12 protein-coding genes are annotated in these 15299 nt (G+C 73.5%); 4 read left to right on the top strand and 8 right to left on the bottom strand.

The features are described 5' to 3' along the window. Both KBX43_RS00720 and KBX43_RS00725 read left to right on the top strand, forming a co-directional pair. Positions 1-990, top strand: a complete 990-nt coding sequence (locus tag KBX43_RS00720) for a TauD/TfdA family dioxygenase (protein WP_082930898.1) — start codon at positions 1-3, stop codon at positions 988-990. Positions 991-1117: 127 nt separating this feature from the next. Continuing rightward, positions 1118-3433: an MMPL family transporter gene (locus KBX43_RS00725; protein WP_069088354.1), complete on the top strand. Its 2316-nt coding sequence runs from the start codon at positions 1118-1120 to the stop codon at positions 3431-3433. 76 nt (positions 3434-3509) lie between these two features. On the opposite strand, the gene mce is transcribed toward KBX43_RS00725, so the two are convergent. Continuing rightward, on the bottom strand, positions 3510-3980 hold the full coding sequence (gene mce / locus KBX43_RS00730; RefSeq protein WP_104112278.1) for a methylmalonyl-CoA epimerase: 471 nt from the start codon (positions 3978-3980) through the stop codon (positions 3510-3512). Between the two features lie 129 nt (positions 3981-4109). Here mce and KBX43_RS00735 point away from each other — a divergent pair, with 129 nt between their 5' ends. Beyond that, on the top strand, positions 4110-4928 hold the full coding sequence (locus KBX43_RS00735) for a M23 family metallopeptidase (RefSeq protein WP_064445517.1): 819 nt from the start codon (positions 4110-4112) through the stop codon (positions 4926-4928). Positions 4929-4974: 46 nt separating this feature from the next. On the opposite strand, the gene KBX43_RS00740 is transcribed toward KBX43_RS00735, so the two are convergent. Genes KBX43_RS00740 through KBX43_RS00760 form a run of 5 tightly spaced genes read right to left on the bottom strand, consistent with a single transcriptional unit; the run spans position 4975 to position 11688 of the window. Next, positions 4975-6393 (bottom strand): adenylosuccinate lyase family protein, encoded by a 1419-nt coding sequence (locus tag KBX43_RS00740; RefSeq protein ID WP_307851440.1) that lies wholly within the window; start codon positions 6391-6393, stop codon positions 4975-4977. Next, positions 6390-8363, bottom strand: a complete 1974-nt coding sequence (locus KBX43_RS00745; RefSeq protein ID WP_210882299.1) for an FAD/NAD(P)-binding domain-containing protein — start codon at positions 8361-8363, stop codon at positions 6390-6392. Before KBX43_RS00745 ends, KBX43_RS00740 begins: the two co-directional genes overlap by 4 nt. Continuing rightward, positions 8360-9568, bottom strand: a complete 1209-nt coding sequence (locus KBX43_RS00750) for an FAD-dependent monooxygenase (protein WP_210882301.1) — start codon at positions 9566-9568, stop codon at positions 8360-8362. Before KBX43_RS00750 ends, KBX43_RS00745 begins: the two co-directional genes overlap by 4 nt. Further along, positions 9565-11136 (bottom strand): class I adenylate-forming enzyme family protein, encoded by a 1572-nt coding sequence (locus KBX43_RS00755; RefSeq protein ID WP_166456190.1) that lies wholly within the window; start codon positions 11134-11136, stop codon positions 9565-9567. The genes KBX43_RS00750 and KBX43_RS00755 overlap by 4 nt, the downstream gene beginning before the upstream one ends. A gap of 9 nt (positions 11137-11145) precedes the next feature. Then, entirely contained in the window at positions 11146-11688 is a 543-nt protein-coding gene (locus tag KBX43_RS00760; protein WP_064445522.1) for an SRPBCC family protein, read from the bottom strand. Positions 11689-11824: 136 nt separating this feature from the next. Here KBX43_RS00760 and KBX43_RS00765 point away from each other — a divergent pair, with 136 nt between their 5' ends. Beyond that, positions 11825-13471 (top strand): helix-turn-helix domain-containing protein, encoded by a 1647-nt coding sequence (locus KBX43_RS00765; RefSeq protein ID WP_210882303.1) that lies wholly within the window; start codon positions 11825-11827, stop codon positions 13469-13471. Here the strand turns inward: KBX43_RS00765 and KBX43_RS00770 are convergent. Both KBX43_RS00770 and KBX43_RS00775 read right to left on the bottom strand, forming a co-directional pair. Next, the gene (locus tag KBX43_RS00770; protein ID WP_247677021.1) at positions 13439-14461 is read right to left on the bottom strand and encodes an alcohol dehydrogenase catalytic domain-containing protein; all 1023 of its coding nucleotides are present in this window, start codon (positions 14459-14461) and stop codon (positions 13439-13441) included. The genes KBX43_RS00765 and KBX43_RS00770 overlap by 33 nt on opposite strands. Further along, positions 14458-15297 carry an arylamine N-acetyltransferase gene (locus tag KBX43_RS00775; protein ID WP_210882305.1) on the bottom strand — a complete coding sequence of 280 codons (840 nt, stop codon included), beginning with the start codon at positions 15295-15297 and terminating at the stop codon, positions 14458-14460. Before KBX43_RS00775 ends, KBX43_RS00770 begins: the two co-directional genes overlap by 4 nt. Between the last annotated feature and the right edge of the window lie 2 nt (positions 15298-15299).

The following is a 15299-nucleotide window of genomic DNA, read 5'->3' on the forward strand; positions in this document are numbered from 1 at the left end:
ATGACCACGACATCTGACCGGTCGACGCGCGGCGCGCAGGGACTGAGGCTGGACCTCGCCGACGACGAACGGACCGCCCTGCGGGCGCTGGCCGAGGAACTCGTCGCCGCGTCGCCGCGCCTGCTGGACGACCTGTCCTGGGTGACGCAGGCCCGGCAGGCGAGCTGCCGGATGCCGCTGCGGCTGATGGAGACGCTGCGCGACTTCCGCAGCGACGCCGGGGCCACCGGCTCACTCGTGCTCGCCGGCCTTCCGGTGGACGAGCGCGACCTGCCGAGCACTCCGACCGTCCGGGAGTCGGTGGAACGGGCGACCACCGTGCCGGCCGTCCTGGCCATGCTCGTCGGCCTGCACCTCGGCGAGGTGATCGCCTACCGCAGCGAGAAGAGCGGCGCCCTGGTGCAGAACGTCGTCCCGGTGCGCGGCCTGGAGGACTCCCAGAGCAACGCCGGGTCGGTGCCGCTGGAGTTCCATGTGGAGAACGCGTTCCACCGGGAACGCCCCGACTACGTCGGCCTGCTGTGCCTGCGCAACGATCACGCCAAGCGGGCCGGCACGCTGGTCACCTGCATCCGGCAGGCCCTGCCGCTGATCGAGGAGACCGACCGGAAGGTGCTGCGCGAGCCCCGGTTCGTCACCGCGCCGCCGCCCTCGTTCCGCCAGGGTGACCGCACCACGCCGCACGCGGTGCTCACCGGCAGCGTGGAGGACTCGAACATCTGCCTCGACCTGAACGCGACCACCGCGCTGGACGAGGAGGCCGGCGAGGTGATGGCGCGGTTGAAGCGGATCCTCACCGACGTCTCCACGCCGCTGGTGCTGCAGACCGGGATGATGGCGCTCATCGACAACCGGCTGGTGCTGCACGGCCGGTCCGAGTTCACTCCCCGCTTCGACGGGCGGGACCGTTGGCTGCACCGGGTCTACGTGCACCTGGACAACCGGCGGAGCCGGGAGTTCCGGGACGACGCCGGCGCCGTACTCAACTGATTTCGACGTTCACAAGGTCCACAAAACGGCCTCTAGTGGACGGTAGGCTGACCGGCGCCGGAAGGGGGCGCCGGCAGCCGTACCGCAGTGGCCGGCGGACATCAGTGCCAACCGCGAAAGGGATTCGATGACCGACACGCTGTCGCGCACCCGCCGAGGTGGCGAACACCGGCCGCTGGAGGAAGGCTTCCTCTACCGCTGGGCCGTCTGGGCGGCGCTCAATCCAGTGAAGGTCATCCTGGTCTGGCTGGTGCTGCTCGCCGGCGCGGCCGTCTCGGCCGGCTACTTCACCTCGCACCTGACCGGCAACACCAACTCCGTGATCGGCTCCGACTCGGAGAAGGCCGCCGAGCTGATCAGCGCCGAGTTCCCCGACACGCCGAGCGAGACCGACTTCGTGGTCCTGCACTCGACCTCGATCGACGCGCAGGACCCGGCGTTCCGCGAGGTCGTCCGCACCGCTGTCGAGCGCTACCGCCAGGCCCCGGACGTGCGCACCGTGGTCAGCCCGTACGACGCGCCGGACCGGCTCATCGCCCCCGGCGGGAAGACCGCGCTCGTGCCGGTCAGTCTCGACGGCGACGACAAAAAGCTCCAGGAGCAGGCCGGGCCGCTCGGCGAGATCGCCGAAGGGCTCGGCACCGGCCAGGTGGAGGCGTACTTCACCGGCGTCTCGCCGCTCGCCGCGGCCGCCGTCGAGCAGGGCAACGAGGACCTGTCCATGGCCGAGACGATCGGCTTCCCGGCCGCCGCCATCGTGCTGCTGCTCGCGTTCGGGTCGCTCGTGGCGGCCGCCATCCCGCTCCTGCTCGGTGTCGTCGCCGTGCTCGCCGCGTTCGGCGCGCTGGGCATCGCCACCCACTTCACCACCTTCGACGTGTTCGTGCAGACCGCTGTCAGCATGGTCGGCATCGCGCTCGGCATCGACTACACGCTGTTCATCGTCACCCGGTTCCGCGAGGAACTGGCGAAAGCAGGTGACAGCGGCCGTCCGGAACGGGCCCGGGCCATCGGGCGCACCGTGGCCACCGCCGGGCAGGCCGTCCTGTTCTCCGGCATCACCGTCGTCGTCTCGCTGGCCGGGCTCTGGCTGGTCCGCTCCGCGAAGGTCTATTCGATGGCCGTCGGCATGACAGTCGCCGTGCTGGTCATGATGCTCATCGCGGTCACCCTGCTGCCCGCCCTGCTCGGTCTTCTGGGCCCCCGCATCAACCGCTTCGCGCTGCCCTGGGCCCGCCGGTCGCTGGCCCACCCGGACCCGGAGCACTCCGGCTGGGCCAAGGCCATCGCCGTGGTCATGCGCCGTCCGCTGCTCGTGGCCGCGCTCGGCACCGTCCTGCTCGGCGCCCTGTCCATCCCGGTCTTCCACCTCCAGTACGGCGTCGACCTCGGCGCCGGCGCGGTGGCCGAGTCGCCGCCGGGCAAGGGGTACGGCATCGTCTCCGAGGCGTACGCGCCCGGCGTGCTCGCCCCGATCACAGTTGTCGTCTCGGCCGGCGGCGACCGGTTCACCGACGCGCAGCTCGACGCCGTCGCCCGGTTCAGCGACCAGGCCGCCGGCAACCGGGAGACCGCTGACGTCGTCAGCGTCACCCGGGTGCTCGACGCCCAGGCCAAGGGGCACACCACCGCCCACCTCGAAGCCGCGACGCGCGCCGCCGGCCCGGCCCTGGCCGAGCTGGTGAGCCGGGACGGGGACACCACTGTGGTCACCGTCCGTCCACGGCACGGCGCGGACACCGACGAGACGGCCGATCTGGTACGCGAGCTGCGCACTCAGGCCGGTGGCGCGTTCGCCGGCACCGGGCTGACCGCTCACGTCGGCGGTGGCCCCGCCGAGATCGTGGACATCACCGACGAGAGCTCCCGGGCCATGCCGCTGGTCATCGGCGCCGTGCTGGCGGCGAGCTGGCTGCTGCTGTTGATCGCCTTCCGCTCGCTGGTCCTGCCGTTCGAGGCGATCTTCATGAACCTGCTCACCTCGGGCGCGGCCTTCGGCGCGGCGGTGCTGGTCTTCCAGGAGGGGCACGGCGCCGACCTCCTCGGCGTCGAGCGGACCGGGTTCATCCAGGTGATCCTGCCGCTGTTCGCGTTCGCCCTGGTCTTCGGGCTCTCCATGGACTACCAGGTGTTCATGCTCTCCCGGATGCGCGAGGAGTGGGACCGTACCGGCGACAACGCCGCCGCCGTCCAGCTCGGACTGACCCGCACCGCGAAGGTGATCACCGCCGCCGCGGCGATCATGGTCGTGGTCTTCGCGTCGTTCATGTTCACCCGCATCCTCGAGATCAAGCAGATGGGCTTCATGCTGGCCCTGGCCGTGCTGATCGACGCGACGATCGTCCGGCTGCTGCTGGTCCCGTCCCTGATGCGGCTCATCGGTCGCGGAAACTGGTGGCTGCCCGGCTGGCTGGACCGGATCCTGCCACGCACCCGGCACTGACCGCGGCGCCGTCGAGGTCCCGCCGGACCGGCACGATCCGGCGGGACCGGCCGTTCGGGGCGGCCGGGCGGCCCGCTCAGGCGGCGGCCGGCTCGACCAGCTCGACCAGGATTCCGCCCGCGTCACGCGGGTGGACGAAGTTGATCCGGGAGCCGGCCGTGCCGCGCTTGGGCTGCTCGTAGAGCAGCCGTACGCCGCGCTCACGCAGCTCGGCGGAGGTCTCCTCGACGTCGTCGACGGTCCAGGCGATCTGCTGCACGCCCGGGCCGGACTGGCTGAGGAAGCGGGCGATCGGCGAGGTCGGGGTCAGCGGGGCGAGCAACTGCAGCCGGCCATGGGCGGGGTCGGGGCCGATCGACATCATCGCCTCCCGGACTCCCTGCTCGGCGTTCTCCTCCACGTGTACGCACCGCATGCCGAAGACGGTCTCGTACCGCTCGATCGCCTCGTCCAGATCATTCACCGCCAGGCCGATGTGGTCGATGCCGCGCAGGCCGATTCCGGACAGCGCAGACTGCTGCGCCGAAGGTGAAAGCTCGTCAGACATGTCGTCAGCCTAGTGCCGGAAACGGGTTCTTCGAATAGGCGTCCATCGACGGAATGACGACCGGCGAGGCGTGCGTGGCGTCCGGGCGAGGCGCTTGCCCCGCGTCCGAACCGGCCGTACCTTACATCGATGATCCTCAGTGACGGGTCGTCCCGGGACGTCGGCCACGGCGCTCCGCCGCCCGAGGACCTCGGCGGCATCGCCTACCTGCGCGGACTGTCCAGACGCGGGCTCCTCACCGGCGCTGCGCTGGCCGCGTCCGGGGTGTCGGCCGCCTTCGCCCTGCTGCCCGGCTCCGCCCGGGCCGCCGGCGGCTACCAGCGGCCGTGCGGACGTGTCCGCATCTCCAGCTCCTGGCAGGACCACCGGAACCGGACGCCGCCCTCGGCCGAGCCGGGCACCGACTACGCGGTCGGCGCCGGCACCCCGGTCATGGCGGCGGCGAACGGCACGATCCGGTTCGTGAAGGCCGACACGTCCACGGCCACCGGGCGGGTCGTGGGGATGGCCCACGACGACGGCAACTACACCCGGCACCTGCACCTGTCGGCGGTCGCCGTCTCACCCGGTCAACGTGTGTCGCGTGGCCAGACCATCGCGTACTCCGGCGCCTCGGCCAACGGCAGCGAGTCCGGCGTCGGGCCGCACGTGCACACCAGCCTCTGGCTGAACACCGCCAGTCCGACGGATTTCCGCGCGACAGTCGATTTCGAGAGCTGGGCCGGAGACGTCACCAACCCGAACCCGCCCGACCAGGAGGCAGACGACGTGTTCATCGCGAACGTGAAGGGCAACTGGTATCTCGTGGTCCCCCAGGGCACCGGCAAACCGCGGGCGGTGGTCCTCGGCGGCGACAGCAACGCCGCCGCCTCCGGCATCCCCGTCCTGAACTTCACCTGGGATCCGTCGATCAGCGCGCTGCGGGCCGCGGTCGACGGCATCGGCTGACCCGATCCCGCGTCCGACCGCGGCTCGTGCGCGCGGGGACCAGCGGTCAGCGCCGGGCCGGCTCCGCCCGGGCGACGACCGCGCCGTCCACGAGCGTGCCCGCCGCGCCGAGGTAGCCGGCCGGATCACCGATCCGGGCCAGTTCCTCGGCGGTGTAGTGGCCCCGCAGCTCCGGCGTCTCCGCCAGGACGTCGTACAGGGGGCGGTCGGTCGCGTCGGCCTCCGCGGCGGCCCGGGTCAGCACCTCCTTGATCCGGTCCCGGCCGACGACGGGGGTGAGCCGGGCGGCGACCCGTTCGGAGGTGAGCTGGCCCCGGGTCAGCGCCAGGTTGGCCGCCATCCGCTCCGGGCGCACCACGAGCCCCCGCGTCAGCGTCACGGCCGCCTCCGCGGCGCCGCCGGTGAGCCGCAGGCACTCGCGCAGCAGCAGCCACTCGGCGTGCCACACGCCGGCGGACCGCTCGTCCTCGCTGAGCAGCGTCTGGGTGAGCCCGGCCGCCAGCGGCGGCACCTGGAGCGCGGCGCTGCGGATCAGCGTGGCGAAGACCGGGTTCCGCTTGTGCGGCATCGCGGAGGAGGCGCCGCGCCCGCTGGCCGCCGGCTCCGCCACCTCGCCCACCTCGCTGCGCGCCAGCGAGAGCACGTCGACGGCGATCTTGCCGAGCGCGCCCGTCACGAACGCGAGCACCGCGGCGAGGTCGGCCAGCGGCGTACGCAGCGTGTGCCAGGGCAACGCAGGCCGGCTCAGGCCGGTCTCCTCGGCGAACGCCGCCACGAGGCGGTCCACGTAGCCGGGGTCCGGCTCGGCCGCGCCGTCCAGCGCCGCGTACTCCAGATAGCCGGCCAGCGTGCCGGCCGCGCCGCCGAGCGACACCGGCAGGCCCTGGTCGCGTACCCGGCACAGCCGCACCCGGGCGTCGCACAGCAACTGGTGCCAGCCGGCCGCCTTCAGCCCGAACGTGGTGGGGGCGGCGTGCAGGGCCAGCGTCCGCCCGGCCATCGGCAGGTCGCGGTGGGTCAGCGCCAGCCCGGCGAGCGCGTCGACGGCGGCGGCGAGGTGGTCGTCGATGACGGTGAGCGCCCGGTGCGCGACTGTCATCGCCGCGGTGTCCAGGATGTCCTGGCTGGTGGAGCCACGGTGGACGTACTCGGCGGAGGCCGGGTCCAGCTCGGCGACCGCGCGGGTCAGCTGGGCGACCAGCGCCACCACCGGGTTCGCGGTGTTCCGGGACGCCATCGCGACGCCCCGCAGGTCGAACAGCTCGGCCCGGGCGGTCCGGGTGATCACCGCGGCGGCCTGGACGGGCAGCGTGCCCAGCCGCGCCTGGGCCCGGGCGAGCGCCGCCTCGGCGTCCAGCATGGCCTGCAGCCAGGCCCGGTCGCCGACCACCGGCTCGATGCTCGTGCCGGCGCGCACCGGTGAGAGCAGGCCGCTGTCCACCGCCACTTCGAGCGTGTCGATCACACGATCACCCCCGGGAAACGGGCCGCCCCGGTGGCCGCGCGGTCGGCCACCGCATGTCCGGCCGGCGCGAGCGAGCGCACCTCGGCGGCGATCGCGTCGGCGTCGGCCAGGATCACCGAGTCGTTGCCCGGCCGGATGCCGGCCGCTGTCACCCAGTGCACCGACTCGGTGGGCACACCGAACGCGAACCGGCGGGGGTGCGGCTGATCCTGGGCGTCGACGACCCGGTAGGGACGTTCGGTCACGGCGAGTCCTCCTGTCTCGTACGTGCCGCCGTCGTAGGGGATCCGGTACGGCCGGCACTGTTCGGTGTCGAGCATGTGGCGCAGCAACGGGTCGGCGGTGCCGCGCAGGTCGGGTTCCGGCAGCCGCGCCTCGATGAGGACGCCGGCGCGGACCGGGGGACCGGGCACGGTCCGGGACGTCGCTTCGAACGCGGGTGTCTCGGTGTCGATGACGATCTGGGTGTCCGGCCCGGTCAGTTCCAGCACACCGGCTTCGATCAGCGCGATCGTCTCCTCGATGCGCCGGGCCGGCGGGCCGATCGAGAGAAACGCGTTGAACGGGGTGAACCAGCCGGTCAGCTCGTCGCGGTACGAGTCGCCGTCGATCCCGCCGTGATCGACCGCCAGGCGGATCTCGTTGCGCAGGTCACGCAGGACGTCCAGCGCTGCCTTGAGCGGCCCGTCGACGTTGCCGGCCCGCGCGTGCGCCACGTCCCGGGCCAGGTGGTCCAGCGCCCAGGCGCGGAAGTCGTCCCGGTCGCGGAACTCGCGCCCGCGGTACGGGTGGGCCAGCCGGTCCCAGTCCCAGCGCCGCTGCGGCGGTATCCGGTACTCGTCGAGCAGCGCCGGCCGCCGCTCGGCGGGGGTCGCGAGGTAGCGCAGCGTGAAACTCCCGGCCAGGCCGGCGTGCCCGGTGCGGCGCAGCAGCGTGGCGTAGTAGACGCTCTCCACCTCGGCGGCGATCAGCGGCCACACGTCGCGGCGGAACCGGATCGACTCGCCGCGGGCGCGGCGGGCGCGCAGCCGCGCCACGGCCTGCGCGGTCAGCAGCCGGGGCAGGTGCCGGCCGGTCACGCCCTTCTGGTTGTCGCCCCGGGCGTGCGCCGGGATGCCCCGGCGGGAACTGGCGGACAACCTCGGTTCGGCGCCGCTGGGCCGGTACCGCAGCCGTCCGCCCTCCTCGGTGAAGCTGCCGCCCCGGCCGACGGTGAGCAGGATCAGATGGTCGAAGAACGTCAGGCCCAGCCCGCGCAGCAGCACCGGCGCGCCCGCCGGGATGTGGCTGAGGTCGACGTCGGCGGGGTTGGCCTGGGGGAGATAGGTGAGTCCGTGCACCCGGGACAGGCTCGCCGTGCGTGCCTGCCGGGGATCCAGCCGGGCGGCGGCGTGTCCCAGGGCCAGCACCACGGCGTCCAGGTGGTGCAGCCGGGTGCCGTCGGCCAGCCGGACGCCCTGCGGACCGCCCGGCACGCCCGACGTGTCGGCGCTGGCCACCGCGCGGGAGCGGTGGCACCGGATCGAGACGTGCGGCGGCGCGCGGCGCACGATCCGGCGGAAGCTGGCCCGCAGGTAGTGGCCGTAGAACGCCCGGGTCGGATAGTCGTCGGGGCCGAGGGCGCGCGCCTCGTCGAGCACGTCGGGGTCGAGCGCGCCCCACGGGCCCGCCGACGCCACGCTCCGGGCCCACTCGTACAGGCTCGGCCCGGGCTCGATCGGCCCGGCCAGCCGGCAGCTCGGATCGGTGTAGACGGTGATCTGTGAGGCGACGGTGTTCGTCAGCAGCAGCCGGGACTGGTCGGTGCGCCACACCGCGCCGGCGCCGGGCGCGGCGGGGTCCACCACGTGCACGGTGAGGCTGGCGCAGGCCCGGTCGTGCCGTTCCTGGGCGCAGAGCCGCTCCAGGACGGACAGTCCGCGCGGGCCCGCGCCGACGATGCAGATCCGCAGATGCCGCGGGCCTGTCATCGCACGGCCTCGCTCGGGCGCTCGCCGCGCACCCGGGCGGCGTGCATCCAGGCCACCGCCGTGTGCAGCTCCTGCGGCGTCATGGCGGCGAGCGCCCGGTTGCGGGCCGTCGCCGCGTCCCCGGCGGCGTGCCAGAGCCGGATGCTGTCGCGGGAGACGGCCTGCACCGCGGCGGTCCGCTCCCGCCGTTGCGCGACGTAGCGGCGGAGCACCTCGGGCACCGGCTCGGCGCCGTCCCCGAGCAGGTCGCCGAGCACCACCGCGTCCTCCAGCGCCTGGCAGGCCCCCTGCGCGGCGTAGTGCAGCATGGGGTGCGCGGCGTCGCCGAGCAGGGCGACCCGGCCGTCGGCCCAGTCGTCGACGGGCGGCCGGTCGACGAGCACCCAGGCCCGCCACTCGTCGCTGAGGCGCAGCAGGTCACCGACCGCGCCGAGGCGCGACATCGCGGCCCGGACCAGTGCGCCGTCGGTGGGCCGGCCGGCGAACAGGGTGGGCGCGCCGTCGGCGTGACTGGCGGCCATGTTCAGGTACGCCCCGCCGCTGATCGGGTAGTGCACGAAGTGGCAGTCCGGTCCGGCCCACCAGGTGACCGCGTCCCGGCGTACCCGTTCCGGCACCTGGGACATGGGGACGATGGCGCGGTACGCGGTGATGCCGGAGTTGCGCGGCTCGCCGTCGCCGACGAGCTGGCGGCGGATGCGGGAGTGGATGCCGTCGGCGCCGATCACCATGTCGGCGGGGATCCGCTCGCCGGAGTCCAGGCGCACGGCGGCCTCGGCGGCGCTCTGGTGGTACCCGGCCACCGAGGCGGCCGGGCGCAGCGTGATCCGGGGCAGCCGCCGGGCGGCGTCGAGCAGGCGGCGGTGCAACTCGGCGCGGTGCACCACCACGTACGGGCTGCCGAACCGGCGCTGGTACCGCTCGGTCAACGGCATGCTGGTGACGTGTACGCCGGTCACGCCGTCCATGAACCGCAGTTCCGCCATGGCGACCGCGGTGGCCCGCACCTGCGGGCCCACACCGAGCGCGTCCAGCGCGTGCAGGCCGTTGGGGGCGAGCTGGATGCCCGCGCCCAGCTCGGTGAACTCGGGCTGGCGTTCCAGGACCGTCACGTGATGGCCGTGCGCCGCGACCGCCAGCGCCGTGGCGAGCCCGCCGATGCCGCCCCCGGCCACGACCACGCGCACGGGCGTCCGGGTGCTCATCCGGCCGCGCTGTCCCGGTCGAGCAGCTGCCGGGCCAGCTCCAACCGTTTGATCTTGGTGGTGGCGGTCTGCGGGAGATCCGCCAGGCGCCGCTGCACCGGGCGGGCCATCGGCGGCAGCGTGGCGACCGCGCCGGCCCAGCGGTCGATGTCGATCGGCAGGTCCTCGCTGGTGCAGATCACCGGCACGGGCGGCCCGTCCGGCGCCGGCAGGATGATCACCTCGACGAGTTCGTCCAGCCGGGTGAAGAGCGTGTCCTCGACCGCCAGCGTGCTGCCGAACCCGTCGATCTCGTCGACCTCGCGGTCGAGCAGGTGCAGGCAGCCCAGCCGGGTGCGGTAGCCCAGGTCGCCCATCCGCCACCACGATCCGTGGCGCTGACCCTCGTACCGCTGCTGCTCGCCGAGGTAGGTGACGATGCGCCCGTCGGTGCGTACCTCGATGTAGCCGGGGTTGTCGCGGGTGGGCGGGCGTCCGTTGCGGCTGACCACCCGGATGTCGGTCATGCCGGGGAACGGCATGCCGACGCAGCGCCCGTCGGCGTCCTCGGGCCGGCGGCGGGTGAACGCGCGGGCCGCGACCGGGCCGACCTCGCTCTGCCCGTACAGCTGGCCGAACACCGGCTTGGGATGCGCGGAGGCCCCGAGCATGCGCCGGACCGTACGCGGGTGGATGGCGTCGAAGGTGCTGCTGAAGTAGCGCACTGTGGCCAGCGGCGCGCGCGGGTCGTCGGCCAGCCGCTCCCACCGCAGGAACGAGTTGGGGTGGGTCTCCAGCACGCCCGGACGATGGGTGAGGAACAGGTCGGTGGCCTGGTCCGGGTCGTTGTCGGCGAGCACCAGCAGCGGGAAGCCGCGCAGCATCGTGATCGCCAGCGCGGTGAACAGGCGCGAGTGCACGAACGAGACGTGGATGGCGACCGGGCAGCGGCGCCGCACCAGCGCGGCGACCGACGCCTGCGGGCGGTAGCGCGCCTGCAGCGTCCGTCCGGTGTGCACGGCCAGCTTCGGCAGCCCGGTGGTGCCGGAGGTGTGGGTGACCAGGGTGGGGTGGTCGGGCGACATGACGATCGGCGGGACGCTCGGCACACCGGTCAGGGCGCGCAGCGAGGTGGCCGACGGATGCTCTCCGGAGGCGAGCAGCACCCCGGCGACCGCCGGGAACACGGTGTCCGCCAGTTCCCCGTCGAGGGTGGCGCGGTCGGTCAGCAGGTACGGCCGGCCGGCCCGGCGGATCAGGTGCAGCACCGTGGTGGCGTCGAGGTGGGGGGAGAGCAGCACCGGCACGGCCCCGATCCGGGCCAGCGCGCACGCGCTCAGCGTGATGTCGAAGTTGTGCGACTTGTGGACCACCACGCGGTCGCCCGGTCGTACGCCGGCGGCGTGCAGGCGGGCGGCCAGGTCGGCGACCAGGCCGGCGACCGCGCCGACGGTGAGCCGCCGACCGAGTTCCGGCGCCACGTCGAGGTCGTGGTCGAGGGTGATGCTGTTGTCCGGGTGCCGGGCCGCGGCCCGGTCGAAGAGTGTGCCCAGTCGGATGCCGCGATTGGCGATCGTCTGCAGCAACATGTCCGGCTCCTACCGTTCGGTCTCGATGATCGACTTGAGTCGGCGCAGCGTCTCGTGCAGATCGGCGCCGACCTTGGCGCCCCATTCGGTGACGAAACGCCGGCGCTCGTCGTCGTCCATGTCTCGGGTGATCTTGCGGATGCCCTCGGTGGGCTCGTCCATCCGGAAGTGGTGCGTCAGGCGGCAGCCGGCACCCTCGGGGCTCATCCGGAAGGCCCACACGCTGCTCTGGGCGCGCCCCCGGCTGTCCCGCATCGCCCAGCTGAACTCGACGCCGGGGATCGCGGTGTGCACCTGCGACTCCGTGGTCCAGACGCCGCGGACGACCGGCGCCCAGGCGACGACGTCCTCGCCACGGACGTTGTGGCCGCGGAACACCGCCCCGGCGGCGCCGGGACGGCCGCTGATCCACTCGCCTCCGGTGCACTCAGTGCTCCACTCCCGGCACCGGGGAAGGTCACTGACGAGCGCGTAGACCTCGTCCGGAGTGGCGTCGACGACGATTTCCGCCTGCGATTCGAACAGTGGCGTGGTGGTATCGGTTTCGGCCATGCGGAGAATCGTCGTTATCGGCTTCCCGAAGGGTCAAAGTGTTCGACTCTGATTCATCAGGTTCGACGTCTTTCGTGGCCGGGACGCCTATAATCCGGCGCAGATCCGCGACGCGACTAAGGACACGGGAAGAGTCATGGGGGGGAGCACGGAACAAGGCACCGCCGTGCCCGGCTCCGCCGACGAGGCCGGGGTGCCGCACGACGAAGGCGGTCTGCTGCGGGACATCGCCCGGCAGGGCCGGCGGCTGCTCGACGCGCCGGCCGCCTTCGTCGCCGTCGTGTCCGAGGACGGACCGACGATCACGGTACGGGCGGCGGACGGCCCCCACGAGGACGGCCGGCTGGACCTGCCCGGTCACCATCCCTCCGGCGCGGCGCTGCTGGACGGATCACCGCTGTGGTGCGGTGACGCGGAATCCGCCCCGGCGACGTCCGGGCCGCACGACGACGGGGCACTGCACGCGGTGGTCGCGGTACGTCTGGGCCACCTGCGCGGATACGCCCCCCGCCGGTCCGTCGCCGCGCTGTACCTCGCCGACCGGCGCCCCCGGACGGTCACCGAGGGGGAGCGCGTCCAGTTGACCTCGTTCGCCCGGCTCGCCGGCGCGGCGATGGAGAAGACGCAACTGCTGGACGTCGCGATCGCCCGCCTCTACGGGCTGGAGCAGCAGTCCGCCCGTACCGCCGCCGACCTGGACCGGATGCGGGCGCTGCGCTCCGCGCACTACGGCTTCATCGACCTGGCCGTGGCCCGCGGCGACGCGCGCGCCTTCGTGGTGGAGGCCGACCGGCGTCTCGGCGCGTCGGTGCGGCTGTGCACCGACGACGGTCTGGTGGTCGCCGCGAGCCGGTCCGCCGCCGGACCGGAGCCGGGCGTGCCGGACGGCCGCCGCATGGTCGTCCCGGTGCTGGCGGGCGACCGGCGGATGGGAGACCTGCTGCTGGAGATGGACAGCCCGCTCGCCGACCCGGACGGGCAGCTCCTGCTCCTGATCGCCCAGGCGGCGGCGGTGATCCTGCGCCAGCTCGACGACAGCCGGGAGAGCCAGGCCCGCCGTGCCCTGCTCAACGAGCTGATCACCACGCCGCAGCCCACCGGCACGCTTGTCGAACGGGCCCGGCGGCTGGGCGTGCGGCTGGACCGGCCGTACGTCGTGGTGGTGTTGCGCCCGGACGGCGTCAGCCCGCACTGGGCGTCGATGTGGAGCGCGGCGTTCGCCGCCCGGGGTGACGGTCTGTCCGCGCTGCACGACGACGACATCGTGCTGCTGCTGCCGGGGGAGGCCGACCCGGCCGAGATCGCCCGTACGGCCGCGGAGGAGTCGGGCGCGCTCTTCGGCCGCCCGGTGACGGCCGCGGCGTCCGACAGCGGTTCCGGGCCGGAGCGGGTGGCGGTGCGCTACCGGCAGGCGCTGCGCTGCCTCGACGTCATGATCTCAATGGAGCTGGCCGGTCGCGGCGTGTCGGTACGGGAGCTGGGTTTCCTGCCGATGCTGCTGGCCGGCCGGGAGGGCATCGACCAGTTCATCGACGCCACCCTCCAGCCGGTGCTCGACTACGACCGGCACCGCGACGGCGACCTCGCCCGCACGCTCGACGCGTACTTCGAGGCCGGCCGCAGCCCGACCAACGCGGCGGAGCTGCTGCACATGCACCCGAACACGGTCACCCGGCGGCTGGACCGGGTGAAGCGCCTGCTCGGCCCGACCTGGCAACTCCCGGCACGGGCGCTGGAGATCCAGCTCGCGCTACGCCTGCACCGCCTGCTGACCGAGCTGTGACGCCGCGCCGTCCGGGACGACCAGGGCCCGCCGCCCGCGCATCTCGCCGTCCTCCACCATCCGGTGCGCCAGCCGCATCGCGGACAGCGGAAGGCGCACCACCTCGCGCGGGCGCAGCCGGCCGGCCGCGAGCAGCCGGTTGATGAAACCGGCCGCCTCCGCCAGTTCCGCGGTCGTGGCGAGCGAGATGACGAAACCGACTATCGACCTGTCGTTCGTGTACAGCTCACCGGCGGGCAGCGCGGGACGGGTCCGCGCGCCCGCGAGCAGCACGATCCGGCCCCGTACGGCGAGTTGCCCGACCGCCAGGTCCAGGTCGTTGGTCCCGGAGGTGTCCAGGTAGACGTGGACGCCCTCCGGGCAGGACGCGGCGAGCCGGTCACCGAGGTCGGGCGCGGCGTAGTCGACCACCTCGACGGCGCCGGCGGCCCGGCAGAACGCCTCGTCCCGGGGCGCCGCGGTGGCGACCACGCGCGCGCCGAGCGCCGTCGCCGTCGTGATCAACGCGGAGCCGACGTTGCCGCCGCCTCCGCCCACCACCACCGTCTCACCGGGGCGCGGGCGGCCGTGCACCGCCAGCGCCAGGTAGGCGGTGGCGGCCGGGTGCAGCACGGTGACCGCCTCCACCGAGGCCGCCGCCGGTAGCGGGTACAGCCGGTCCGCGGGCACCACCACCTGCTCGGCGGCCGCGCCCTGACGCCCGCCGTGGCCCAGGCTGTTGCACCAGACCCGGTCGCCGGGGCGGAAGCCGGCCACGCCGTCACCGGCGTGCGCGACCACGCCCACCACGTCCCGGCCCACCACGAACGGCAGCGGGACCGGCGTACGGTACGTGCCGGCCCGCACGAACGTGTCGACGTGGTTGACGGTGGTGGCGAGCGTGTCGACCAGCACGTCGGTGGGGCCCGGCCGGGGCGCGGGCAACTCGCCGTACCGGATCTCGGTGGCCGGGCCCAGCCGGTCGACGTAGGCGGCCCGCACTGTCGTCATCGGCGGACCGGCCCGCCGTCGTCGTTCTGGAAGAACGCCATGCGCGACGACTGGTCCGCGTACGGGCTCGGCGTCGGCGGCTTGTCCAGGACGATCCCGAACCACCGCCGGTACGCCTCCAGCAGCGCGTCGTCGTCGGTGAGCGTCTCGACGCTCCGGCGGTCGCCGGCGATGACCGTCAGCACGTCGCCCTGGAGCGTGACCCGGCCGTCGGCGGTGGGCAGCGTGCAGAACATGTTCCGCAGGAACGGCGAGTCCGGGCAGGTGCGGTACCACCACAGGTTCTGCCGGAAGTCGGCCAGGTCGGCCGGCTCGTCGTAGAACCGGTACTGCAGCGCGTCGTTGCGGTACACGTCGACGACCCCCGGCTCGACCCGCCGGGTGGCGAACCGGCCGTGCGGGTCCACGTACGGCTCGGCCGCGTCGAGCCGGAACGGGAACCGGCTGTTCTTGCCGAAGCCGACGTCGACCAGCCAGCGGGAGCCGGTCTCGGGCAGGTCCACGGTCAGCATCAGATGATTGTGCGGGCCGTTGAACCGCCCGGAGAGCCAAACCCGCCCCTGATGCAGCGTCACCGCGAAACCCAGCGCCCGCAACAGGAAGAACAGCGAGGTGTTGATCTCGAAGCAGCCGCCGCCGCGGCGCTGGCGGATCACCTTGTCCAGCACCCGCTCGTCCATGTAGATCTCGTGGCCCAGGTGGTAGTCCAGGTTCTCGAACGGCACCGTGAACGTGTGGCGCTCCTGCAGGTCGCGCAGCGCCGCCAGGTCCGGCCGCTCGGGGCGGGCGGCGCCGATCCGGTCCAGGTAGCCCCGCACCTGCTCGTCGGTCAGCACGG

This window comes from Micromonospora sp. C41 (assembly GCF_018070485.1).
Taxonomy (GTDB): domain Bacteria; phylum Actinomycetota; class Actinomycetes; order Mycobacteriales; family Micromonosporaceae; genus Micromonospora; species Micromonospora chalcea.